Genomic DNA, 24,664 nt, shown 5'->3' with positions numbered 1-24,664 from the left:
CTCCCTTAGAGCTTGATCTCGACATCCACACCAGCGGCGAGGTCGAGCTTCATCAGCGCGTCCACGGTCTGGGGGGTCGGATCGACAATATCCAGCAGACGCTTGTGCGTCCGGATCTCGAATTGTTCACGCGACTTCTTGTCGATGTGCGGACCACGAAGAACGGTGAATTTCTCGATCTTGTTCGGAAGCGGGATCGGGCCGCGCACGCGCGCACCGGTCCGCTTGGCCGTGCTCACGATTTCCGCGGTGCTGGCGTCCAGCACACGGTAATCGAAGGCTTTGAGCCGGATTCTGATATTTTGGCTTTGCATGTCGGTCGCCTTCGTGCGCCGATCCTGGCCGCGCGATGTGTGCGCGGCCAGGGTCGGGGTTGCCCTTACTCGATGATCTTGGAGACGACGCCGGCGCCAACCGTGCGGCCGCCTTCGCGGATGGCGAAGCGCAGCTTCTCCTCCATCGCGATCGGCGCGATCAGCTCGACGTTGAACTTCAGGTTGTCCCCGGGCATCACCATCTCGGTCCCCTCGGGAAGCTGAACCGTCCCGGTCACGTCCGTCGTCCGGAAGTAGAACTGCGGACGGTAGTTCGCGAAGAACGGCGTGTGACGGCCACCCTCTTCCTTGGTCAGGATGTAGGCCTCCGCCTCGAACTTCGTGTGCGGCTTCACCGAACCCGGCTTGCACAGCACCTGACCACGCTCCACGCCCTCGCGGTCCACACCGCGCAGCAGCGCGCCGATGTTGTCGCCCGCCTCGCCGCGGTCCAGCAGCTTGCGGAACATCTCGACGCCCGTGCAGGTCGTCTTCTTCGTCGGGCGGATGCCCACGATCTCGATCTCGTCGCCCACGTTGATCACGCCGCGCTCGACACGACCCGTCACGACCGTGCCGCGGCCCGAGATCGAGAACACGTCCTCGATCGGCATCAGGAACGGCTGGTCGATCGGACGCTCGGGCTGCGGGATGTACTCGTCGACCGCCTGCATCAGCGCGCGGATCTGGTTCTCGCCGATCTCGGGATCGCGGTCCTCAAGCGCCGCCAGCGCCGAGCCCGAGATCACCGGAATGTCGTCGCCGGGGAAGTCGTACGAGCTCAACAGCTCGCGCACTTCCATCTCGACCAGTTCCAGCAGTTCCGGGTCGTCCACCTGGTCGACCTTGTTCAGGAACACCACCAGCGCCGGAACGCCGACCTGGCGCGCCAGAAGGATGTGCTCGCGCGTCTGCGGCATCGGGCCGTCGGCCGCGTTCACCACAAGGATCGCGCCGTCCATCTGCGCCGCACCCGTGATCATGTTCTTCACGTAGTCCGCGTGGCCAGGGCAGTCGACATGCGCGTAGTGCCGCGCCGGCGTCTCGTATTCCACATGCGCCGTCGAGATCGTGATCCCGCGCGCCTTCTCCTCGGGCGCCGCGTCGATCTGGTCGTACGCCTTGTACTCGCCGAAATACTTCGTGATCGCCGCCGTCAGAGACGTCTTGCCGTGGTCAACGTGCCCGATCGTCCCGATGTTGCAGTGCGGTTTCGTACGCTCAAACTTTGCCTTTGCCATCTTGGCCTCCTGTCAATCCTGTGGTCGCAAGCGCGGGCGCGCGCTTACGCGTATTTCGCCTGGATCTCTTCCGAGATGTTCTGCGGAACCGGCTCGTAGTGATCGAACTGCATGGTGAACACCGCGCGGCCCTGGCTCATGGAGCGCAGGTTGTCGATGTAGCCGAACATGTTCGCGAGCGGCACGAAGGCGTTGATGACGTTCGCGTTGCCGCGGCTGTCCTGCCCCTGAACCATGCCGCGCCGCGAGGTCAGATCGCCGATGATGCCACCGGTATATTCCTCCGGCGTCACGACCTCGACCTTCATGATCGGCTCGAGCAGCTTGGCGCCGGCCTTGCGAAGGCCTTCGCGCATGCACGCACGGGCGGCGATCTCGAAGGCGAGAACGCTGGAGTCCACGTCGTGGAACTTGCCGTCGATCAGCGCGACCTTGAAGTCGATCACCGGGAACCCTGCGAGCGGACCGGAGTCCATCACCGACTGGATGCCCTTTTCGACGCCGGGGATGTATTCCTTCGGCACCGAACCGCCCACGATCTTGCTTTCGAAGCTGTAGCCTTCGCCCGCTTCGGTCGGCTCGATGACCAGCTTGACTTCGGCGTACTGGCCCGACCCACCCGACTGCTTCTTGTGGGTGTAGGTGTGCTCGATCTTGTGCGAGATCGTCTCGCGGTAGGCCACCTGCGGCGCACCCACGTTGCACTCGACCTTGAACTCGCGACGCATGCGGTCGATCAGGATGTCGAGGTGGAGTTCGCCCATACCCTTCATGATGGTCTGACCGGATTCGACGTCGGTCGACACCTGGAAGGACGGGTCCTCGGCGGCCAGACGCTGGAGCGCCATCGCCATCTTTTCCTGGTCGGCCTTCGACTTCGGCTCCACCGCCTTCTCGATCACGGGGATCGGGAAGGTCATGGTTTCCAGAACCACCGGCTTTGCCTTGTCGCAGAGCGTGTCGCCCGTGGTGGTATCCTTCAGACCCGCCAGCGCGATGATGTCGCCCGCAAAGGCCTCGTCGATCTCTTCGCGGTTGTTCGAGTGCATCATCATCATGCGGCCGACGCGCTCGTTCTTGCCCTTGGTCGAGTTGAGCAGCTGGTCGCCCTTGCGGATCTGACCCGAATAGATGCGGGTGAAGGTCAGCGAGCCGACGAACGGGTCGTTCATGATCTTGAACGCGAGGCCGGCGAAGGGCTGCGCGTCATCGGCGCGGCGCTCCACGTTCCGGGTCTCGGTCTCGTCGTCCGGCAGGAAGCCCATGTAGGGGGGCACGTCCAGCGGGCTGGGCAGGTAGTCGATCACGGCGTTGAGCATGGGTTGGACGCCCTTGTTCTTGAACGCCGAGCCCGCGATCACGGGAACGAACGACATGGACAGGGTGCCCTTGCGGATCAGCTTGCGCAGTTCGTCGATCTCGGGCTCGGTGCCCTCGAGATACGCTTCCATGGCGGCATCGTCCATTTCCACGGCCAGTTCGACCATGGTGGCATGCCACTCGTCGGCCAGGTCCTTCAGCTCGTCACGGATCGGACGGCGCACCCACGACGCACCAAGGTCCTCGCCCTGCCAGACCCACTCTTCCATGGTCACCAGGTCGATCACGCCCTCGAGCTTGTCCTCGGCGCCGATCGGCAGCTGGATCGGGCACGGCGTGGCGCCGGTGCGATCCTTGATCATCTTCACGCAGTTGAAGAAGTCGGCGCCGATCTTGTCCATCTTGTTGACGAACACGATGCGCGGCACCTTGTAGCGGTCGGCCTGACGCCACACGGTCTCGGTCTGCGGCTCGACACCGGCGTTGGCGTCGAGAACGCAAACGGCACCGTCGAGCACGGCGAGCGAACGCTCCACCTCGATGGTGAAGTCGACGTGGCCCGGGGTGTCGATGATGTTGAAGCGGAACTTCGTGTCATCCATGCCTTCGGTGCCGGGATCGTCCTGGCGCTGCCAGAACGTCGTGGTCGCAGCCGAGGTGATCGTGATGCCACGCTCCTGCTCCTGCTCCATCCAGTCCATGGTCGCGGCGCCGTCATGCACCTCGCCCAGCTTGTGCGACTTGCCGGTGTAGAAAAGGATACGCTCGGTCGTCGTGGTCTTGCCGGCGTCGATATGCGCCATGATCCCGAAATTGCGGTAGCGCTGGAGCGGGTAAACGCGTGCCATGATTTAAGCCTCGAATCTCGGTGTTTCTGTTACCAGCGGTAGTGGCTGAACGCCTTGTTGGCGTCTGCCATCTTGTGCGTGTCTTCGCGCTTCTTCACGGCCGAGCCACGGGACTGCGCGGCGTCGATCAATTCGCCGGCCAGACGCTCTTCCATGGTGTTCTCGTTGCGCGCGCGGCTGGCATTGATCAGCCAGCGGATCGCCAGGGCCTCGCGGCGCTCGGGGCGCACCTCGACGGGGACCTGGTAGGTCGCACCACCCACACGGCGGGAACGGACCTCGACGGCCGGCTTGATGTTGTCCAGCGCCTCGTGGAAAACCTCGATCGGCTCTTTCTTGAGCCGGGTCTCGACACGGGTCAGGGCGCCGTACACGATGCTTTCGGCAATGGATTTCTTGCCGTCATACATCAGGTTGTTCATGAACTTGGTCAGAACACGATCGCCATACTTGGCGTCGGGCAGAACTTCGCGTTTCTCTGCGCGGTGACGTCTGGACATCGTGGTCTCTCCTTACTTCGGACGCTTCGCGCCGTACTTCGACCGGCGCTGCTTGCGGTTCTTGACGCCCTGGGTGTCGAGAACACCGCGCAGGATGTGATAGCGGACACCCGGAAGGTCCTTCACGCGGCCGCCGCGGATCAGCACCACCGAGTGTTCCTGAAGGTTGTGGGACTCACCGGGAATGTAGCTGATCACCTCGTAGCCGTTGGTCAGGCGCACCTTGGCGACCTTCCGCATGGCCGAGTTGGGCTTCTTCGGCGTCGTGGTATAGACGCGCGTGCAGACGCCCCGCTTCTGCGGGCAGCTCTCCAGGTGCAGGGACTTGGAGCGTTTCACTTTGGGCTGCCGCGGCTTGCGGATCAGCTGTTGGATCGTTGGCATGCGGTTCGTACCCCGTCTGATACCGTTTCAATTCGCTCAGGCCGCCCGTGCCCGGTGGCGCGGAATGCCAAAATTGCCGCGGTCGGGTTCCCTACCTGGGCCCGGCGCGGCGAAATTCCAGAGGACCGAGGGACAGAACCCTGGGTCATGACCGCCAATGAAGGCTATGTTTTCGCGCCAACCGGTGATTCATGCCCCCGGAAGGCTGGCGGAACCTATGCCCGCACCTGACGGGTGTCAACTGCATAAGTACCGGTGCCCCGGGGCGCATGGAAGCCATGCATCCGGGACAGGGAAAGGGCGCCGACATACCGGCGCCCCTGCCCGATTTGATGGCCTTCGCCGGGGATCACTCCCCGGCGGGCGTGTCCACCGGCTCGACGATGTCGAGCGCAGCCGCCGCTTCGGCCTCGGCGCGGCGCTGCTCGATGATCTTGGCGTCGCGGTTGGTCGCCACGCGCTTGATCTCGTGCGTCGCACGCCCGGTGCCGGCCGGGATCAGACGGCCGACGATCACGTTCTCCTTCAGGCCGACAAGCTTGTCGCGCTTGCCCTGCGTCGCCGCCTCGGTCAGCACGCGCGTCGTCTCCTGGAAGGAGGCGGCCGAGATGAAGGACCGGGTCTGGAGCGATGCCTTGGTGATCCCCAGCAGGACCGGCGCGCCCTTCGCGGGCTCGCGGCCATCGGCGATCGCCTTGGCGTTCTCCTCGTCGAACTCGACCTTGTCCACCTGCTCGCCCTTGAGCAGGATGGTGCCGCCGCTGTCGCTGATCTCCCACTTCTGCAGCATCTGGCGAACGATCACCTCGATATGCTTGTCGTTGATCTTCACGCCCTGCAGACGATACACGTCCTGCACCTCGTCGATCAGGTAGTCGGCCAGCGCCTCCACACCCATGATCTGAAGGATGTCATGGGGGGCAGGGTTGCCATCCATGATGTACTCACCCTTCTGGATGAAGTCGCCTTCCTGCACCGGGATGTGCTTGCCCTTCGGCACCATGTACTCGATCGGCTCTGCGCCTTCCTCGACCGGAACGATCGTGATGCGGCGCTTGTTCTTGTAGTCCTTGCCGAAATGCACATGGCCATCGATCTCGGCGATGATCGCGTGATCCTTGGGACGGCGCGCCTCGAAGAGTTCGGCCACACGCGGCAGACCGCCGGTGATGTCCTTCGTCTTGGCACCCTCGCGCGGGATACGCGCCAGCACGTCGCCGGCCTTGATCTCCTGGCCATCCTCGACCGAGAGGATCGCGTCCACCGACATGGCGTGCACCTCGGGGTTGCCGTTCGCCAGGCGAACAGGCTCGCCCGTGGCCGGGTCCATGACGATGATCTCGGGCTTCAGGTCGTTGCCGCGCGGGGCTGCGCGCCAGTCCGACACGATCTTCTGGCTGATGCCGGTCGCATCGTCGGTCTCGTCCCGGACGGACACGCCCGAGGTGAGGTCGACGAACTTCGCGACACCGTCCTTCTCGGCGATGATCGGCAGGGTGTAGGGGTCCCATTCGAACACCTTGTCGCCGCGCTTGACCTCGGCACCGTCCTTGACGTGGATCTTGGACCCGTAGCCCATCTTGTAGGACGCGCGCTCGACGCCGTTCTCGTCGCTGATCACGACTTCCATGTTCCGCGACATGGCGATCTGCTCGCCGTCGCGGTTGACCAGAAGCGTGCCGTTGCGGAACGACACCACGCCTTCCTGGGATGCTTCCTGGAAGGACTGGCTACCGCCCTGCGCGATGCCGCCGATGTGGAAGGTCCGCATCGTCAGCTGCGTGCCGGGCTCGCCGATGGACTGCGCGGCGATGATGCCCACGGCTTCGCCGGGGTTCACCTTTGTACCACGCGCCAGGTCGCGCCCGTAGCACTGGGCGCAGATGCCGTCCTCGGCCTCGCAGGTCAGCGGGCTGCGGATCTGCACGGTCTGCACGCCGGCCGCGTCGATCGCGTCCGAGGCACGCTCGTCCAGCAACTCGCCGCGCTTGGCCAGCACGTCGCCGCTTGCCGGGTCCAGCACGTCCTCGGCCACGACGCGGCCCAGGATGCGCTCGGACAGCGACGCCACGACCTCGCCATCGTTGATCGCCGCCTGCGCGGTGATCGAACGCTCGGTGCCGCAATCGTCGATCTTGACGATGCAGTCCTGCGCCACGTCCACCAGTCGGCGGGTCAGGTAGCCCGAGTTCGCCGTCTTCAGCGCGGTGTCGGCCAGACCCTTCCGGGCGCCGTGGGTCGAGTTGAAGTACTCGAGCACGGTCAGGCCTTCCTTGAAGTTCGCGATGATCGGCGTCTCGATGATCTCGCCCGAAGGCTTGGCCATCAGGCCGCGCATCCCGCCCAGCTGCTTCATCTGAGCGGGCGAACCACGCGCGCCGGAATGCGACATCATGTAGACCGAGTTCGGCTCCATCTCGGCCCCGGCGTCGTCCACGCGGACGGCCGAGATCTCGCCCATCATCGCCTCGGCGACCTTGTCCGAGGCCTGGGACCAGGCATCGACAACCTTGTTGTACTTTTCGCCCTGGGTGATCAGGCCGTCCATGTACTGCTGTTCGAACTCCTTCACCTGGTCGCGGGTCGCGTTGACGATCTCCCACTTCTGCTCGGGGATGACCATGTCATCCTTGCCGAAGGAGATGCCCGCCTTGAACGCCTCGGTGAAGCCCAGCGTCATGATCTGGTCGCAGAAGATGACCGACTCCTTCTGCCCGCAATAGCGGTAGACGGTGTCGATGACCTCTCCCACTTCCTTCTTGCGCAGCAGGCGGTTCACGATCGCGAAGGGCGCCTTGTGGTTCTTGGGCAGCAGGGCACCCAGCCGCAGACGGCCCGGGGTCGTTGCGACACGCTCGAAGTAGGGGTTGCCCTCTTCGTCGATCTGCTCGATCCGCGCCTCGATCTGCGTGTGCAGATGCACGACGCCCGCATTCAGCGCGTGTTCGACTTCCTCCAGCGAGGAGAACTTCATCCCCTCTCCCTTCAGGCCCTTGCGCATCAGCGAGACGTAATAGAGCCCGAGGACCATGTCCTGCGACGGCACGATGATCGGCTTGCCGTTCGCAGGCGACAGCACGTTGTTCGTGGACATCATCAGGACGCGCGCTTCAAGCTGGGCTTCCAGCGAAAGCGGCACGTGCACGGCCATCTGGTCGCCGTCGAAGTCGGCGTTGAACGCCGAACACACCAGCGGATGCAGCTGGATCGCCTTGCCTTCGATCAGCACCGGCTCGAAGGCCTGGATGCCCAGGCGGTGCAGCGTCGGCGCGCGGTTCAGCAGCACGGGATGCTCGCGGATCACCTCGTCCAGGATGTCCCAGACCTCCGGGCGTTCCTTTTCGACCAGCTTCTTGGCCTGCTTCACGGTCGAGGACAGGCCCTTCGCGTCAAGCCGCGAGTAGATGAACGGCTTGAACAGCTCCAGCGCCATCTTCTTGGGCAGGCCGCACTGGTGCAGCTTCAGCTCGGGACCGGTCACGATCACCGAACGGCCAGAGAAGTCCACGCGCTTGCCCAGCAGGTTCTGGCGGAACCGGCCCTGCTTGCCCTTAAGCATGTCCGACAGCGACTTCAGCGGGCGCTTGTTGGCCCCGGTGATGACGCGGCCACGACGGCCGTTGTCGAACAGCGCATCGACCGATTCCTGCAGCATCCGCTTTTCGTTGCGGATGATGATGTCGGGCGCACGCAGTTCGATCAGCCGCTTGAGGCGGTTGTTGCGGTTGATGACCCGGCGATACAGGTCGTTCAGGTCCGAGGTCGCGAACCGGCCGCCATCCAGCGGCACCAGCGGGCGCAGTTCCGGCGGGATCACGGGGATCACGGTCAGCACCATCCACTCGGGACGGTTGCCGCTCTCGCGGAAGTTCTCGACCAGCTTCAGCCGCTTGATGATCTTCTTGGGCTTCAGTTCGCCCGTCGCCTCGGCCAGTTCCTCGCGCAGCTTCAGCGCCTCGGCGTCGAGGTCGATATTGGCCAGCATCTCGCGGATCGCCTCCGCGCCGATTCCGGCACGGAAGGCGTCAGCGCCAAACTGGTCCTCGGCATCGAGCACCTCGTCCTCGGTCAGCAGCTGGCCATAGGACAGGTCCGTCAGACCGGGTTCGATCACGACGTAGTTCTCGAAATAGAGGATGCGCTCCAGATCCCGCAGCGTCATGTCCAGCATCAGGCCGATGCGGCTGGGCAGCGACTTCAGGAACCAGATATGGGCCACGGGGGCGGCCAGCTCGATATGGCCCATGCGCTCGCGACGGACCTTCTGCAGCGTGACTTCCACGCCGCACTTCTCGCAGGTGACCCCGCGATACTTCATCCGCTTGTACTTGCCGCAAAGGCACTCGTAATCCTTGATCGGCCCGAAGATGCGGGCGCAGAACAGGCCGTCGCGCTCGGGCTTGAAGGTACGGTAGTTGATCGTCTCCGGCTTCTTGATCTCGCCGAAGGACCAGCTGAGGATCCGCTCCGGGCTCGCCAGCGAGATCTTGATCTCGTCAAAGGTCTTGAGCGGCTGGACCGGATTGAACGGGTTCATCACTTCTTGGTTCATCGTGTGTACCTCAAAATCTTGGGATGGGTGAGCGGGGGAAATACCCCGCTCACTCCGTCTCCTCGTCCAGCAGCTCGACGTTCAGACCCAGCGAACGGATCTCTTTCACGAGAACGTTGAACGATTCCGGCACGCCGGCCTCGAAGTTGTCCTCGCCCTTGACGATCGACTCGTAGACCTTGGTCCGGCCAGCCACGTCGTCCGACTTCACGGTCAGCATTTCCTGCAGCGTGTAGGCGGCGCCATAGGCTTCCAGCGCCCAGACCTCCATCTCGCCGAAGCGCTGGCCGCCGAACTGGGCCTTGCCGCCCAGCGGCTGCTGGGTCACCAGGCTGTACGGGCCGGTCGAACGCGCGTGGATCTTGTCGTCCACCAAGTGGTGCAGCTTCAGGATGTACTTCACGCCGACCGTCACCGGGCGGGTAAAGCGCTCGCCGGTGCGACCGTCATAGACGACCGACTGTCCGCTCTCGTCGAAGCCCGCGCGACGCAGCGCATCGTTCACGTCCGGCTCCTTGGCGCCGTCGAACACCGGCGTCGCGATCGGAACGCCGCCGCGGACATTGTCGGCCGCCTCGACGAACTGATCCTCGCCCATCTCGGACAGGGCCTGCTCGTAGACTTCGTCGCCATAGGCAAGGCGCATCGCCTCGCGCACGGGGGTCAGGTCGCCCGAGCGCCGGTAGTCCTGCAACGCCTGGTCGATCTTGACGCCCAGGCCGCGCGCGGCCCAGCCCATGTGCGTCTCCAGGATCTGGCCCACGTTCATGCGCGAGGGCACGCCCAGCGGGTTCAGCACGACATCGACCGGGGTGCCATCCTCGAGGAAGGGCATGTCCTCCTCGGGAACCACCTTGGAGATGACGCCCTTGTTGCCGTGACGGCCGGCCATCTTGTCGCCCGGCTGAAGCTTGCGCTTCACCGCGATGAAGACCTTGACCATCTTCATCACGCCCGGCGGCAGGTCGTCGCCACGGCGCACCTTGTCCACCTTGTCCTCGAAGCGACGGTCGAGCGCCTTCTTCTGGATCTCGAACTGCGAATGCAGCGCCTCGACCTCGGCGGCTTCCTTCTCCTCGCCCAGGGCAAGCTGCCACCACTGGCCACGGCTCAGGGTCGACAGCAGCTCCTCGGTGATCTCGGACCCGGCAGCAACGCCCTTGGGACCCTTGACCGCCTTCTTGCCCAGGATCAGCGACTTCAGGCGCGCGTAGATGTTACGCTCCAGGATCGCCAGCTCGTCGTCCCGGTCACGGGCCAGGCGTTCGACTTCCTCGCGCTCGATCTGAAGCGCACGCTCGTCCTTGTCGACGCCGTGGCGGTTGAAGACGCGCACTTCCACGACCGTGCCGTAATCGCCCGGCGGCAGCCGCAGCGAGGTGTCGCGCACGTCGGACGCCTTCTCGCCGAAGATGGCGCGGAGAAGCTTTTCCTCCGGCGTCATCGGGCTTTCGCCCTTCGGCGTGATCTTGCCCACCAGGATGTCGCCCGGCCCCACTTCGGCACCGATATAGACGATGCCCGCCTCGTCGAGGTTGCGCAGCGCTTCCTCGCCGACGTTCGGGATGTCGCGGGTGATCTCTTCGGGGCCCAGCTTGGTGTCGCGGGCCGCGACCTCGAACTCCTCGATATGGATCGACGTGAACACGTCGTCCTTCACGATGCGCTCGGAGATCAGGATCGAGTCCTCGTAGTTGTAGCCGTTCCAGGGCATGAACGCGACGAGCACGTTCTTGCCGAGTGCCAGCTCGCCCAGGTCGGTCGACGGACCATCGGCGATGAACTCGCCCTTGGCCACTGTATCGCCCACCTTCACCAGCGGACGCTGGTTGATGCAGGTGTTCTGGTTGGAACGCTGGAACTTGCGCAGACGGTAGATGTCCACGCCCGGATCACCCGGTTCCAGATCGCCGGTGGCGCGCACGACGATGCGCATGGCGTCCACCTGGTCGACGATGCCCGCACGCTTCGCGGTGATCGCGGCGCCGGAATCGCGCGCGACGATCTCTTCGATGCCGGTGCCCACATAGGGCGCCTCGGCGCGCAGAAGCGGCACGGCCTGGCGCTGCATGTTCGAGCCCATCAGCGCGCGGTTCGCGTCGTCATTCTCGAGGAACGGGATCAGCGAGGCGGCGACCGACACGAGCTGCTTGGGCGACACGTCGATCAGATCGACGTTCTCGACCGGGTTCAGCATGTATTCGCCCGACTTGCGGGTCGACACCAGCTCGTTCAGGAACTTGCCATCGGCATCGAGCTGCGCGTTGGCCTGCGCCACCGTGTGCCGCATCTCCTCGGTCGCGGACATGTAGACGACCTCGTCGGTCACCTTGCTGTCCTTGACGCGGCGATAGGGGGTTTCGATGAAGCCGTACTTGTTCACGCGGGCGAACGACGCCAGCGAGTTGATCAGGCCGATGTTCGGACCTTCCGGCGTCTCGATCGGGCACATGCGGCCGTAATGCGTCGGGTGCACGTCGCGCACCTCGAAGCCCGCCCGCTCGCGCGTCAGGCCGCCCGGGCCAAGCGCCGAAAGGCGACGCTTGTGGGTGACCTCCGACAGCGGGTTGGTCTGGTCCATGAACTGCGACAGCTGGCTCGAGCCGAAGAACTCGCGCACCGCGGCCGCCGCGGGCTTCGCGTTGATCAGGTCCTGCGGCATCACCGTGTCGATCTCGACCGAGGACATGCGCTCCTTGATCGCGCGCTCCATCCGCAGGAGACCCACGCGGTACTGGTTCTCCATCAGCTCGCCGACCGAGCGCACCCGGCGGTTGCCGAGGTGGTCGATGTCGTCGATCTCGCCCTTGCCGTCGCGCAGTTCCACCAGCGCCTTCACGACCGCGATGATGTCCTCGCGGCGCAGGGTGCGCATGGTATCCGGCGCATCCAGATTGAGGCGCATGTTCATCTTGACCCGGCCCACGGCCGACAGGTCGTAGCGCTCGGCATCGAAGAACAGCTGGTCGAACAGGACGCTGGCCGCCTCGACGGTCGGCGGCTCGCCGGGGCGCATCACGCGATAGATGTCCATGAGCGCGCCGTCGCGGTTCATGTTCTTGTCCATCGCCATGGTGTTGCGGATGTAGGCGCCGACATTGATGTTGTCGATGTCGAGCACCGGGACATCCGTCACGCCCTTGTCCAGCAGCAGCTTCAGCGTGCCACCGGTCACGGCCCCGTCGCGATCGGTCTCCCAGGTCAGTTCGTCACCGGCCTCGACCCAGATCTCGCCGGTTTCCTCGTCGATGATGTCCTCGGCGACGAAACGCCCGACCAGCGCGCTGAACGGCACGAGGATCTCGGGGACTTCGCCCTTGTCGAGGATTTCCTTGACGGAACGCGGGGTCACCTTCTTGCCGGCGGCGGCGATCACCTCGCCGGTATCGGCGTTCACGATGTCGTAGCTCGGCTTCGTGCCGCGGATCCGCTCGGGGAAGAACTTGGTCGCCCAGCCATCCTTGTGCTTCCGGAAGGGCACCACATCGTAATACGACTTCATGATGCCCTCCTGGTCCAGACCGAGGGCATAGAGAAGCGTCGTCACCGGCAGCTTGCGGCGACGGTCGATGCGGGCATAGACGATGTCCTTGGCGTCGAACTCGAAGTCGAGCCAGGACCCGCGATAGGGAATGATGCGGCTGGTGAACAGCAGCTTGCCCGAGGAATGGGTCTTGCCCTTGTCATGGTCGAAGAACACCCCCGGCGAGCGGTGCATCTGGGAAACGATGACCCGCTCCGTGCCGTTCACGACAAAGGTGCCGTGCGGCGTCATCAGGGGCATGTCGCCCATGTAGACGTCCTGCTCCTTGATGTCCTTGACCGACTTGGCGCCGGTGTCCTCGTCCACCTCGAAAACGATAAGACGCAGTGTCACCTTCAGCGGCGCGGCATAGGTCATGTCGCGCTGCTGGCATTCCTCGACGTCATATTTAGGGGCCTCTAGTTCGTATTTCACGAACTCCAGCACCGCTGTGTCGTTGAAGTCCCGGATCGGGAAGACGGACTGGAAGACACCCTTGATGCCCTCGCCATCCATCGGCTCGAACTGGTCCCCGGAATTGAGGAACAGGTCGTAGGAGGATTTCTGTACTTCAATAAGATTGGGCATGTCCGCAACTTCGCGGATCTTGCCATAGAACTTGCGGATTCTCTTGTGGCCGGAATGGGTCTGAACCATGAGCGTCACGTACCTTTTTTGCTCGATCTGATCGCCGCGCCGGGGCCGCGCCACGCCAGATCCTGCCAAGGAGCCTCCCGATCCCATCCTTGCGAGAGTTCCCAGCTCTCGCACCCGGATCGTCTGCACCTTTTGCAGCACCCGCGCACGGATGCTGGAAGAGACGCAAACGGGCCAGCCCCGGGAGCCCCCGGGACCGGCCAGTCTTGTCAGCGCAAACCGCTGCCCAACGGGCTGCGGATTACTTCAGCTCGACCTTGGCGCCAGCCTCTTCGAGCTTCTTCTTGATCTCTTCGGCTTCGGCCTTGGAAGCAGCTTCCTTCACGGCCTTGCCGCCGGCTTCCACCAGGTCCTTGGCCTCTTTCAGGCCCAGACCGGTGATCGCGCGGACTTCCTTGATCACGTTGATCTTCTTTTCGCCGGCATCGACGAGGATGACGTCGAACTCATCCTTCTCTTCGGCGGCCGGGGCATCGGCAGCAGCCGGACCGGCAACCATCACGGCGCCGCCGGCGGCGGGCTCGATGCCGTACTCATCTTTCAGGATCTTCTTCAGCTCGGAGGCTTCGAGCAGGGTCAGACCAACGATCTCTTCGGCGAGTTTCTTGATATCAGCCATTTTTCAGTTCCGTTCACGTTTGAGTGGGAAACCGGCATGTGCTTGGCACACCATCCGGCCACGCTTGTTGCTGTAAGACTTATGCCGCCTTTTCCTCGATCGTCGTCAGGATCGACGCGATGTTGGAGGCCGGTGCGCCAATCGCCGCAGCCAGGTTCGAGGCCGGTGCACCGATCATGCCGACGATCTGAGCGATAAGCTCTTCACGCGACGGCATGGCGGCGACGGCTTTGACCCCTTCGCGGTCCAGCGCGGATTCACCCATGGCGCCGCCAAGGATCACGAGCTTCTCGTTGTCCTTGGCATAGGCCTCGACCACTTTCGCGGCCGTGACCGGATCTTCGCTATAGGCGAGTACCGTCTGACCCTTCAGCAGCGCGCCCATGCTTTCGCAGGGCGTGCCTTCGAGGGCGATCTTGGCGAGCCGGTTCTTGGCGACGCGGACCGCCCCGCCTGCTTCACGCATGCGGGACCGGAAGTCCGTCATCTCGGCAACAGTGAGGCCGGCGTAGTGTGCGACCACAACCACGCCAGAGTCCGAGAAGATCTGGCCGAGTTCCTCGACCACTGCTTCTTTTGCGGCTCTATCCACCTTATTGCTCCATTCATGGGGGTTGCCCCCCGGCTCGATTTCGACCCGCACCAGGTGCGAGCCACTTCGGGTCCGTTTCACGGGTCCCGACCAAAACCGCCCGAGGCATCAACCCCGATTGATCCTGTTCGCTCCCCGTCTCAGGCAGGAGATTAAGCCGCCCCCTTGCAGAAAGGGTTGGGCACCCACCGTCTCGGACGTTCGAAGGGGCCTGGGCCCCCTCGGGATGACGGGCACAAGGCCCGCCGCACGGACGGTTTCCCGCCCGTATTCCTTACTCGGCCACCGCCTGCGCGATGTCCACGGTCACGCCCGGGCCCATGGTCGAGCTCAGCGCGATCTTCTTCACATAGGTGCCCTTGGCGCCCGACGGCTTCGCGCGGTTCACCGCCGCGACGAAGGCCTTCACGTTCTCGACAAGCTTGCCCTCGTCGAAGGACGCCTTGCCGACGCCTGCGTGCACGACACCGGCCTTCTCGGCCTTGAACTGGACCTCACCGCCCTTGGCAGCCTCGACCGCGGCCTTGACGTCCATGGTCACGGTGCCGACCTTGGGGTTCGGCATCAGGTTGCGCGGGCCCAGGATCTTGCCCAGGCGACCGACGATCGGCATCATGTCCGGCGTCGCGATGCAGCGATCGAACTCGATCTTGCCCGACTGGATGGTTTCCATCAGATCCTCGGCGCCGACGATCTCCGCACCGGCGGCCTTGGCTTCGTCAGCCTTGGCGCCACGGGCGAACACGGCGACGCGAACGTCCTTGCCGGTGCCGTTGGGCAGCGTGACGACGCCACGGACCATCTGGTCGGCATGACGCGGATCGACGCCCAGGTTCATCGCGATCTCGACCGTCTCGTCGAACTTGGCCGTGGCTGCCGACTTGATCAGCTTGACCGCATCCTCGACGCTCAGGTTGGCCTTGCCATCAAAGGCGGCGCGGGCGGCCTTGGTGCGCTTGCTCAGTTTCGCCATGACCTTACCCCTTCACCTCGATACCCATCGACCGGGCGGAGCCGAGAATGATCTGCATCGCGCCCTCGACGTCGTTGGCGTTCAGATCCTTCATCTTGGCTTCGGCGATCTCGCGCACCTGCTTCACGGTCACATGGCCCACCACTTCGCGGCTGGGGGTCTTGGAGCCGGACTGCAACTTCGCGGCCTTCTTCAGCAGATAGGACGCCGGCGGCGTCTTGATTTCCATCTGGAAGGACTTGTCGGTGAAATAGGTGATGATCACCGGGCAGGGCGCGCCAACTTCCATCTCCTGCGTCTTGGCGTTGAACGCCTTGCAGAATTCCATGATGTTGATGCCGCGCTGACCCAGCGCAGGACCCACGGGCGGGCTGGGGTTCGCTTTCCCGGCGGGCACTTGCAGCTTCAGCTTGCCCGCTACCTTCTTGGCCATGTCGGCCTCCTCTCTTCCCTGCCCGGTGGACGCGTCCGCCCGGGCGCTTCATGGCGTGGTCCGGTCCGCCCGACGCGTCGGGCTCGCCTCCCACGATCGAACACTCAGGCCTGCTTGGCGACCTGGGTGAATTCCAGCTCGACCGGGGTAGCCCGGCCAAAGATCGACACCGTGACCTTCAGGCGCGCATTGCCTTCGTCCACGTCCTCCACCATGCCGGTGAAGCCCTCGAACGGGCCGTCGGTCACGTTCACCGTCTCGCCCACATCGAAAGAGATCAGGGCGCGCGGATGTTCCGCCCCCTCCTCGACCTGGTTCAGGATCGCGTTCACCTCGGCGTCGCGCATTGGCATCGGCTTGCCCTGCGGCCCGAGGAAACCGGTCACGCGGTTGGTGCTGTTGATCAGGTGATAGGCGCGGTCCGACATCTGCATCTGCACCAGCACATAGCCGGGCATGAACCTGCGCTCGGTCTGCACCTTCTTGCCGCGGCGCACCTCGATCACCTCTTCGGTCGGCACGAGAACCTGAAGGATCTGGTCCTGGAGACCCTGGGTCGCCACCGCCTCGCGGATCGACTCCGCCACCTTCTTCTCGAAATTGGAAAGGACGCTTACCGCGTACCAGCGTGCCGCCATGTCAGCCCATTCCTCGGTCTTCGCTGCCCGGGCCGCAGCCCGCGCCGAATTTCAAAGTCTCGCACCCGATCTGGCGCGAACGCGCCCAAACAACGATGGGCGCGCAAACGAATCGCCGCACGCCCGCTGTCTGTCGGGAACACCGGCACATACCGCCCGCCCCCCCGAAGCGCAAGGGGCGATCGCCTCAGGAGGCCAGCGAGATGAAGGCTTCCAGCCCCAGGCGGATGATCTGGTCCACCAGGAAGAAGAAGGTCGCGGCGACCGCCGACAGCAGGAACACCATCGCGGTCGTCAGAAGCGTCTCGCGCCGGTTCGGCCAGACCACCTTGGACGTCTCGCTGCGGACCTGTTGCACGAACTGCAGGGGATTGGTCTTCGCCATCGTTTCACTCGCTTATCGGGGATGCCGCACACATATGCGGTTCAGCCCGCGATGGCAAGACGCCCCCCCCGTCAGCCGGCAAGCCCCGTCTCGCGCAGAAGCCCGCGGCGCTTTGCTTCGTAGTAATAGCCGCGCGAATACCAGCGCACGGCCTGATCGTGGCTGCCATCGGACACGAGCCAGGCGCCACGCAGATACTTCACGGCGTATTCCAGGTTCGTCGCCGCATCGAGCAGCCCCTCGGCCGGCCCGGAATAGCCCATGGTCCGCGCCGTCTGCGGGTGGATCTGCATCAGTCCCAGATAGGGCCCGTTCCGCGCCGCCGGGTTGTAGCCGCTTTCCCGCCGCACGACCCGGTGCACCAGGTCGACGGGAACCTCGTGGCGCCGGGCTGCCTGCGCGATCAGCCGGTCGAGCGCCGGCTGCCCCGAATCGAACTCGGGCGCACCGCGCTGCACCTCTGCCCCGCTTCGCCCGCAGGCCACCACGGGAAACGCCAATAACAGCAATGCACCACGTCGGGAAATCATCCGCCACCTGCCATCCGGTCTGCAATCTGGCCGAAGCTTATACACCGCTCGGTCGCGCACAAGACGCCCGGATGCATCTCGGCGGCCATGCGCCGGTCGGTATTGCCATGATGCGGGATCTGCGGTCCTGGCAGGGGCGATAGGACTCGAACCTACGACCCTCGGTTTTGGAGACCGATGCTCTACCAACTGAGCTACACCCCTGCGGACCGTAGGCGGGTGATACTGTGCGCGCGAAGGCGATGCAAGTGAAACCGCGCGCGGTTGTGGCGCTCCGATGCGGCTGCTAGCGTTCGGAAAATCGTGACAAAGACCCATGCCAGGACCGTTCCATCCGCGCCACCTTGCTGCCGCTGTCGCCATGCGGCTTCCCGGTGCGCTGGCGCGGGCAACGGCCCCCTTCGATGCCGCGCCCTGGCGCGCCGTTCCCCTTGAGCGGCTTGGCCCCGCCGCGCAGGTTCCCACCATGCTGAGCGACGAGGAACGCCGGCTCTATTTCTGGCTCGCCGCGCACTGGCTGCGCGGACGCGGGGCGATCGTGGATCTGGGCTGTTTCGCCGGCGGCTCAGACGCAATCCGGGCTGCCGGAAGGCGTGGGACTTCCGGCAACCCGACTGAAGCGCGCCCTCAGGCGAAGGCAAGGATATCCTCGTGCAGCAGCGACTCGGCACCCGGGGCCGTTGCGGCCACATTGGTCGACGCGCTGTCCGAGCCCTCGATCGTCACGGCAAAGGCGACCTCCTGCGTCGGATCCCCGCCCGGCGCCCAGTCGTCATCCCCGTCTTCCGAGGCGAGTTCGAAATTCAGCACGAAGTCGTTCAGGTCGATCTGCTGGATGGTCGAGATGTTGTTGATCCGGGCCGTGTCGTTGCCGTCGACATCGTCCGGGTCCATCGCGACGAAGATGAAGTCGAAATCCACGCCAGGCTCGATTTCCAGCACATGTGGATCCCTTGCGCCAAGATCCGCCGTTTCCGATCCGCTGGCGACCGGCTGGTCCTCGGCATCGAAGATGTCGTTGCCGTTGGTATCCACATAGGCCTCCCAGAGCAGATCCACGGTCCTGATGCCGCCGCCGACCCCGGTGATTTCCAGCGACACACCGCTTACCTGGCTGGCGCTGCCGGTCGTGTCGATCATCAGCGCCTTGAGGCGTTCGACATTGCCGTTGCCGATACCGATGCCGCCCGCATTGTTCGGGTTCACGTCGTCGCTGTTGGTGCCCAGATCGTCCGACGCACTCCCCGCGATGTCGTTGCGGTCGGTGAAGAACTTGCCATCGAACCTGATCGACTCGACGGTCAGCGTCTCCTGCGGGCCGCCCGCCTTGACGCTCGAGAAGTCGAGCGGGTTCGTGACGACGGGGATGTCCTGGTACATCGTGAACTGATAGGCGCCCTCGTCCGTATCAGCCGCCGGATCGATGACCAGCGAATAGAACAGCGCGCCATCGCCATCCTCGCCCCACACCGTCAACAGGCCCGTCGTATCGTCCAGGTTCCAGAACGAGCTGATCGTCGGCCCGGTGACGGTCTGCCCCCCCCGCATGATCGTTACTCCGAACCATCGTTACGCATCCCTTGCGGATCGCGCGTCGCCGCGCTCCGCGATCGGCCTGCCGACCCCGGTCAGGGCCGTGCATGGGAACCGCCAGCTCCACGAGCGGCGCACCCGGCACATGCGTCGGTCTGGAAAGAACGATCCCGCAAAGGCCCCCTCGATGGCCCCCCCGGAACCCCGGCCGAAGCGATCCGGCCCATCCCTGCGCCCCGAAACGCGGACGCCAGCACACGACACAGGCCCGGAACACACCCCTCCGGACACCCACACAATGACCGTCAGACCGGCGGCCAGGGCAGAAAAACCATGATCAAATGAACTCGTTTGGAAATCAAAACACCATCAATTCACGAAATGAAAAAATATAAATACTACAAAATAGAATTTATTTTATCCACATCACTCCTGTAGGAGGGCGATATGTTCCACAAGCGCAAGGATGCGCCCACGGACATATTCTTCCGCATCCGCCGAACCGTAGTACCAGCCCAGCGCCTCGGGCGCCTGGTGGGCATAGCGTCGGCCCCAGGCGGGCATCTCCGTCGTGCCATGCACCCCGGCGGCACCGCTTCCGTCGATGATCCCGTAGACCGCCGCGACCGGGAAAACCCCGCCATTGCCTTTCTGGATCTGGCTCAGGTCGGGCGGAGGCACCGTGAGGAAAGGGGTGATCGTGCCGTTCCCCTTGCCATCGGCCCCGTGGCACTGGGCACAACTGTTCATGAACTCCGCCTGTCCGATCGTCATGTCCTGCGCGGCCAGAACCGTCGGTGCAAGCGAAAGCAGGCACGCCAAACGCAACATGATCCCCATGACCGCCCCTTCCCAGGCTTACGACAGGCGCATGCTTGCCGATCGGCCGGGGGTCCGCATTGAGATCGGTCAATCCGGGACGGTGCTCGCGGGGCTTAGAAAGCCCATTTCAGATGTTCGAAGAACAGCCACGGCAGATCGTCCTCATGTCCATAGACACCGTTGATCTGCATCGTGGTGACATGCAGGTTGAGGATCAGCAGGATCAGGAAATGCGGCCAGGTCATCACAGCCGCGATCCGCTCGGCCGCCTGCGGCAGATACTGCCTCTGCAACGCCAGCACGAGGAAGCCGACGATCACCGAGACGCTGCCGAAGCGCACCACGTCAAAGGCGATCAGGTTCAGCGACAGCGGCGCAAGGATCGCCCCCAGGATGCCCAGCCGCGTCAACGCCCCCGCCTCGACCGGCAGCACCCGCAGGTTGAGCCAGATCAGCCACAGGCTCATCAGCCACAGCGGCAACCCGTCGAAGGCAAGCCATTGCACATGGTCGTCGCCCGCGCGCATCTCGGCCATCACGGCCAGTTGTCCCGCGATGCCGCCCTCGAGGATGGGAAGATGCGGCAGGTCCACGCCAAGCCCGTGCTTCCCGTTCAGATGGGCCTGGAACGCGGCGACGTCGCTCAGCGCCCGCGCGGTTCCCATCTCGATCACCACAAGCGCCGCAAGCGCCGCCAGCAGCGGCGCGGCCGCCGCCATCAGCCTTTGCCGGACCGGCCGGTCAAGACGTGCCAGCCACAGGTCGAGTGCGATCAGAACCCCGAAATAGGGCAGCATGCTTTCATGCACGAACATCGCAACGACGCAGACCCCTACACGAAGCGCAAGACCCGCGCCCGTGGCCGCCGGGCTCAGAAGTGCCGCGACCGTCAACGCGACGAGGATGCCGTCCAGATAGCCCGTCGCGCCGACGAAACTGCGAAAGGCGAAACTGTTGAGCAGCAGGATCAGCAGAAGCGCCGCACCCCGCTCGCCCCAGAGCCGCAGCGCCCCGAAGGCCGCCAGCGAAAACGCCCCGACAAGAGTGACCGCCGCCGTGGCAAGGTGCAGCTCGCCGAGCGTCGCCGTCTCGCCGAAGAACGGGTTGAGCAGCGTGCCCACAAGCCCGCGGCGGATCAGCCCGAATTCATAGTCCCACAAAAGACTTGCCGCCGGATAGGCTACCGGCGGCAAGAGATGTCCAGCGATCGAAAGCGCCAGCGACAGGCAGGCGGCGATGGCAAGGGGGCGGGACGGAAAGTCGGTGCGTGCGTTCATTCCCGCACCCTGCGCCAGCCGCTCCTGCCCCCGCAAGAGCCTATGGCGCGGCCCCGTCGGGTGGCGCCGATCCTGGCCGCGCGATGTGTGCGCGGCCAGGGTCGGGGTTGCCCTTACTCGATGATCTTGGAGACGACGCCGACGCCACCACCGTTGGCGGTTTCCGCGGACGGGCCGGCCTCGAAGATCATTCGATGATCTTCGAGACCACCCCTGCTCCAACCGTGCGGCCGCCTTCGCGGATGGCGAAGCGCAGCTTCTCCTCCATCGCGATCGGCGCGATCAGCTCGACGTTGAACTTCAGGTTGTCCCCGGGCATCACCATCTCGGTCCCCTCGGGAAGCTGAACCGTCCCGGTCACGTCCGTCGTCCGGAAGTAGAACTGCGGACGGTAGTTCGCGAAGAACGGCGTGTGACGGCCACCCTCTTCCTTGGTCAGGATGTAGGCCTCCGCCTCGAACTTCGTGTGCGGCTTCACCGAACCCGGCTTGCACAGCACCTGACCACGCTCCACGCCCTCGCGGTCCACACCGCGCAGCAGCGCGCCGATGTTGTCGCCCGCCTCGCCGCGGTCCAGCAGCTTGCGGAACATCTCGACGCCCGTGCAGGTCGTCTTCTTCGTCGGGCGGATGCCCACGATCTCGATCTCGTCGCCCACGTTGATCACGCCGCGCTCGACACGACCCGTCACGACCGTGCCGCGGCCCGAGATCGAGAACACGTCCTCGATCGGCATCAGGAACGGCTGGTCGATCGGACGCTCGGGCTGCGGGATGTACTCGTCGACCGCCTGCATCAGCGCGCGGATCTGGTTCTCGCCGATCTCGGGATCGCGGTCCTCAAGCGCCGCCAGCGCCGAGCCCGAGATCACCGGAATGTCGTCGCCGGGGAAGTCGTACGAGCTCAACAGCTCGCGCACTTCCATCTCGACCAGTTCCAGCAGTTCCGGGTCGTCCACCTGGTCGACCTTGTTCAGGAACACCACCAGCGCCGGAACGCCGACCTGGCGCGCCAGAAGGATGTGCTCGCGCGTCTGCGGCATCGGGCCGTCGGCCGCGTTCACCACAAGGATCGCGCCGTCCATCTGCGCCGCACCCGTGATCATGTTCTTCACGTAGTCCGCGTGGCCAGGGCAGTCGACATGCGCGTAGTGCCGCGCCGGCGTCTCGTATTCCACATGCGCCGTCGAGATCGTGATCCCGCGCGCCTTCTCCTCGGGCGCCGCGTCGATCTGGTCGTACGCCTTGTACTCGCCGAAATACTTCGTGATCGCCGCCGTCAGAGACGTCTTGCCGTGGTCAACGTGCCCGATCGTCCCGATGTTGCAGTGCGGTTTCGTACGCTCAAACTTTGCCTTTGCCATTCGCCTGTTCCTTGCACCATGCGCGGCCCGTGGCGGGGGCCGGTTTCGATGCGCGCCGCATAGCGGGAAGGGGCGTAAAACTCAACAGGTAATTCCGGCGCCAAAGGCATGCCGGGACAGGGCCCGCGAACCCGGCCGGCACGGTCCGGACGCGGCCTCGGGCGGCCGGTCGACCACGCCCTTGGATCTTCTTCTCCGCCCTGTTCCCGTCGGCGATCCTCCTGCGGCTCCGCTCTGGCCCGATCGCGCCGCTCGGCGCCCTGTCGCGGCCGGCGGGCGCCAACTTGCCGCCTGCCCCGTTCGGGCTGATGCGGCGGCGGGATGGCGGCTGAAGGGGCTGCTTCTTGCCGCCTGCCGGCCCTTGGCGTAAGGGTGCGCGGGACCACAGGCCGAGGGACGCAACAGACATGGCACGCATACTCATCACCTCCGCGCTTCCCTACATCAACGGGATCAAGCACCTGGGCAACCTGGTCGGGTCGCAGCTGCCCTCGGACGTCTATGCCCGCTACCTGCGCCTGCGCGGCCACGAAGTCATGCATATCTGCGCCACCGACGAGCATGGCACCCCGGCCGAGATCGCGGCCGCCAAGGCCGGCAAGCCGGTCGCCGATTACTGCACCGAGATGTGGGCCGCGCAGAAGGCGATGGCCGACGGCTTCGGCCTGGCCTTCGACCATTTCGGCCGCTCTTCGTCCGAGCGCAACCGCAGGTTGACCCAGCATTTCGCGGGCAAGCTGGCCGAGGCCGGGCTGATCCGCGAGGTGACCGAGAAGATGATCTACTCGCCCGCCGACGGCCGCTTCCTGCCCGACCGCTATGTCGAAGGCACCTGCCCCAATTGCGGCTATGACGGCGCGCGCGGCGACCAGTGCGAGAACTGCACCAAGCAGCTCGACTCCACCGACCTGATCGACCCGCGCTCGGCCATCTCGGGCTCCACCGATCTGGAAGTGCGCGAGACCAAGCACCTCTACCTGCGCCAGTCCGCCATGGCGGGGCAACTGGAGGAGTGGATCGACCAGAAGACGGACTGGCCGATCCTGACCACCTCGATCGCGAAGAAATGGCTGCGCGACGGCGACGGGCTGCAGGACCGCTCGATCACCCGCGACCTCGACTGGGGCATCCCGGTACGGAAGGGCGACGCCGACTGGCCAGGCATGGAGGGCAAGGTCTTCTACGTCTGGTTCGACGCGCCCATCGAGTATATCGGCGCCACCGCCGAATGGGCCGACGCGCACGGCCTGGACGACGGCGCGTGGGAACGGTGGTGGCGTACCGACAAGGGTGCCCATGACGTGCGCTACGTCCAGTTCATGGGCAAGGACAATGTCCCCTTCCACACCCTCAGCTTTCCGGCCACGATCCTCGGCTCGGGCGAGCCGTGGAAGCTGGTCGACTACATCAAGTCGTTCAACTACCTGAACTACCAGGGCGGCCAGTTCTCCACCTCCAAGGGGCGCGGCGTGTTCCAGGACCAGGCGCTGGAAATCCTGCCCGCCGACTACTGGCGCTGGTGGCTGATGTCGAACGTGCCCGAGTCGGGCGACAGCGAATTCACCTGGGAAAGCTTCCAGAACGGCGTGAACAAGGACCTGGCCGACGTGCTGGGCAACTTCGTCAGCCGCGTGACCAAGTTCTGCCGCTCCCGCTTCGGAGAGGTGGTGCCAGAAGGCGGCCACTACGGAGAGAGCGAGTCCGCGCTGATCGCGGAACTCGACACCCGCGTCGCCGCCTACCAGGCCGCGCTCGACGGGATCGAGATGCGCAAGGCCGCGGCCGAGTTGCGCGCGATCTGGGTGGCGGGGAACGAATACCTGCAATCGGCCGCACCCTGGGCACTCTACAAGACCGACCCGGAAGGCGCGGCCGCGACCATCCGCTTCGCGCTGAACCTGGTGCGGCTCTACGCGGTGCTCTCCCAGCCTTTCATCCCGGCCGCGGCCGAGCGGCTGCGCGCCGCGCTTGGCCTCGACAGGCTCGATTGGCCCGAGGACATGGCCAACACCCTCAGCGCGCTGGCGCCCGGCCATGCCTTCACCACGCCCGAGATCCTGTTCGGCAAGATCACCGACGAGCAGCGGGCCGAATGGGCGGAACGCTTCGCGGGCCAGCGCTGAGGCCGGACTTGACTTGACGCGGGCGCGGCGCACCATC

The 24,664-nt window shown here is 64.8% G+C and carries 18 protein-coding genes, 1 tRNA gene and 1 pseudogene; 1 reads left to right on the top strand and 19 read right to left on the bottom strand.

Annotation, left to right across the window (positions count from 1 at the left end; genetic code table 11):
* Window positions 1-5: 5 nt before the first annotated feature.
* The 19 genes and pseudogenes from rpsJ to tuf (HMH01_RS04820) all read right to left on the bottom strand — a co-directional run bounded on the left by rpsJ (window position 6) and on the right by tuf (HMH01_RS04820) (window position 22,504).
* Entirely contained in the window at window positions 6-314 is a 309-nt protein-coding gene (gene rpsJ / locus HMH01_RS04910) for a 30S ribosomal protein S10 (protein WP_171323029.1), read from the bottom strand.
* Between the two features lie 65 nt (window positions 315-379).
* Entirely contained in the window at window positions 380-1,555 is a 1,176-nt protein-coding gene (tuf, locus tag HMH01_RS04905; RefSeq protein WP_171322999.1) for an elongation factor Tu, read from the bottom strand.
* 44 nt (window positions 1,556-1,599) lie between these two features.
* The gene (fusA, locus tag HMH01_RS04900) at window positions 1,600-3,723 is read right to left on the bottom strand and encodes an elongation factor G (protein WP_171323027.1); all 2,124 of its coding nucleotides are present in this window, start codon (window positions 3,721-3,723) and stop codon (window positions 1,600-1,602) included.
* 29 nt (window positions 3,724-3,752) lie between these two features.
* A complete protein-coding gene (gene rpsG, locus HMH01_RS04895; RefSeq protein ID WP_171323025.1) occupies window positions 3,753-4,223 on the bottom strand; it encodes a 30S ribosomal protein S7 in 471 nt (156 codons plus the stop codon).
* Between the two features lie 12 nt (window positions 4,224-4,235).
* Window positions 4,236-4,607: a 30S ribosomal protein S12 gene (gene rpsL, locus HMH01_RS04890; protein ID WP_171323023.1), complete on the bottom strand. Its 372-nt coding sequence runs from the start codon at window positions 4,605-4,607 to the stop codon at window positions 4,236-4,238.
* Between the two features lie 388 nt (window positions 4,608-4,995).
* Window positions 4,996-9,159, bottom strand: a pseudogene (gene rpoC, locus HMH01_RS04885) (DNA-directed RNA polymerase subunit beta'); the annotation flags it as partial.
* A 49-nt stretch (window positions 9,160-9,208) separates the two neighbouring features.
* The gene (gene rpoB, locus HMH01_RS04880) at window positions 9,209-13,339 is read right to left on the bottom strand and encodes a DNA-directed RNA polymerase subunit beta (protein WP_171325224.1); all 4,131 of its coding nucleotides are present in this window, start codon (window positions 13,337-13,339) and stop codon (window positions 9,209-9,211) included.
* Window positions 13,340-13,580: 241 nt separating this feature from the next.
* Window positions 13,581-13,958, bottom strand: coding sequence for a 50S ribosomal protein L7/L12 (gene rplL / locus HMH01_RS04875; protein ID WP_171323019.1), 378 nt, complete (start codon window positions 13,956-13,958; stop codon window positions 13,581-13,583).
* 79 nt (window positions 13,959-14,037) lie between these two features.
* Window positions 14,038-14,550 carry a 50S ribosomal protein L10 gene (rplJ, locus tag HMH01_RS04870; RefSeq protein WP_171323017.1) on the bottom strand — a complete coding sequence of 171 codons (513 nt, stop codon included), beginning with the start codon at window positions 14,548-14,550 and terminating at the stop codon, window positions 14,038-14,040.
* 274 nt (window positions 14,551-14,824) lie between these two features.
* A complete protein-coding gene (gene rplA / locus HMH01_RS04865) occupies window positions 14,825-15,523 on the bottom strand; it encodes a 50S ribosomal protein L1 (protein WP_171323015.1) in 699 nt (232 codons plus the stop codon).
* A gap of 4 nt (window positions 15,524-15,527) precedes the next feature.
* A complete protein-coding gene (gene rplK, locus HMH01_RS04860; RefSeq protein ID WP_171323013.1) occupies window positions 15,528-15,956 on the bottom strand; it encodes a 50S ribosomal protein L11 in 429 nt (142 codons plus the stop codon).
* 104 nt (window positions 15,957-16,060) lie between these two features.
* A complete protein-coding gene (gene nusG, locus HMH01_RS04855) occupies window positions 16,061-16,594 on the bottom strand; it encodes a transcription termination/antitermination protein NusG (RefSeq protein WP_171323011.1) in 534 nt (177 codons plus the stop codon).
* Between the two features lie 187 nt (window positions 16,595-16,781).
* Window positions 16,782-16,979, bottom strand: a complete 198-nt coding sequence (gene secE / locus HMH01_RS04850) for a preprotein translocase subunit SecE (protein ID WP_171323009.1) — start codon at window positions 16,977-16,979, stop codon at window positions 16,782-16,784.
* A gap of 71 nt (window positions 16,980-17,050) precedes the next feature.
* On the bottom strand, window positions 17,051-17,479 hold the full coding sequence (locus HMH01_RS04845) for a lytic transglycosylase domain-containing protein (protein WP_171323007.1): 429 nt from the start codon (window positions 17,477-17,479) through the stop codon (window positions 17,051-17,053).
* 158 nt (window positions 17,480-17,637) lie between these two features.
* Window positions 17,638-17,713 (bottom strand) — tRNA-Trp (locus HMH01_RS04840).
* Between the two features lie 423 nt (window positions 17,714-18,136).
* The gene (locus HMH01_RS04835) at window positions 18,137-19,057 is read right to left on the bottom strand and encodes a hypothetical protein (RefSeq protein WP_171323005.1); all 921 of its coding nucleotides are present in this window, start codon (window positions 19,055-19,057) and stop codon (window positions 18,137-18,139) included.
* A 411-nt stretch (window positions 19,058-19,468) separates the two neighbouring features.
* Window positions 19,469-19,873 carry a c-type cytochrome gene (locus tag HMH01_RS04830; RefSeq protein ID WP_171323003.1) on the bottom strand — a complete coding sequence of 135 codons (405 nt, stop codon included), beginning with the start codon at window positions 19,871-19,873 and terminating at the stop codon, window positions 19,469-19,471.
* 104 nt (window positions 19,874-19,977) lie between these two features.
* Window positions 19,978-21,141 (bottom strand): hypothetical protein, encoded by a 1,164-nt coding sequence (locus tag HMH01_RS04825; protein WP_171323001.1) that lies wholly within the window; start codon window positions 21,139-21,141, stop codon window positions 19,978-19,980.
* A 187-nt stretch (window positions 21,142-21,328) separates the two neighbouring features.
* Window positions 21,329-22,504: an elongation factor Tu gene (gene tuf, locus HMH01_RS04820; protein WP_171322999.1), complete on the bottom strand. Its 1,176-nt coding sequence runs from the start codon at window positions 22,502-22,504 to the stop codon at window positions 21,329-21,331.
* 407 nt (window positions 22,505-22,911) lie between these two features.
* On the opposite strand from tuf (HMH01_RS04820), the gene metG reads away from it, so the two are divergent.
* A complete protein-coding gene (metG, locus tag HMH01_RS04815) occupies window positions 22,912-24,627 on the top strand; it encodes a methionine--tRNA ligase (RefSeq protein ID WP_171322997.1) in 1,716 nt (571 codons plus the stop codon).
* The last annotated feature ends 37 nt before the right edge of the window (window positions 24,628-24,664 follow it).

The sequence above is a fragment of the Halovulum dunhuangense genome (assembly GCF_013093415.1).
Classification (GTDB): domain Bacteria; phylum Pseudomonadota; class Alphaproteobacteria; order Rhodobacterales; family Rhodobacteraceae; genus Halovulum; species Halovulum dunhuangense.
This window is presented reverse-complemented; position numbering and strand designations above follow the sequence as displayed.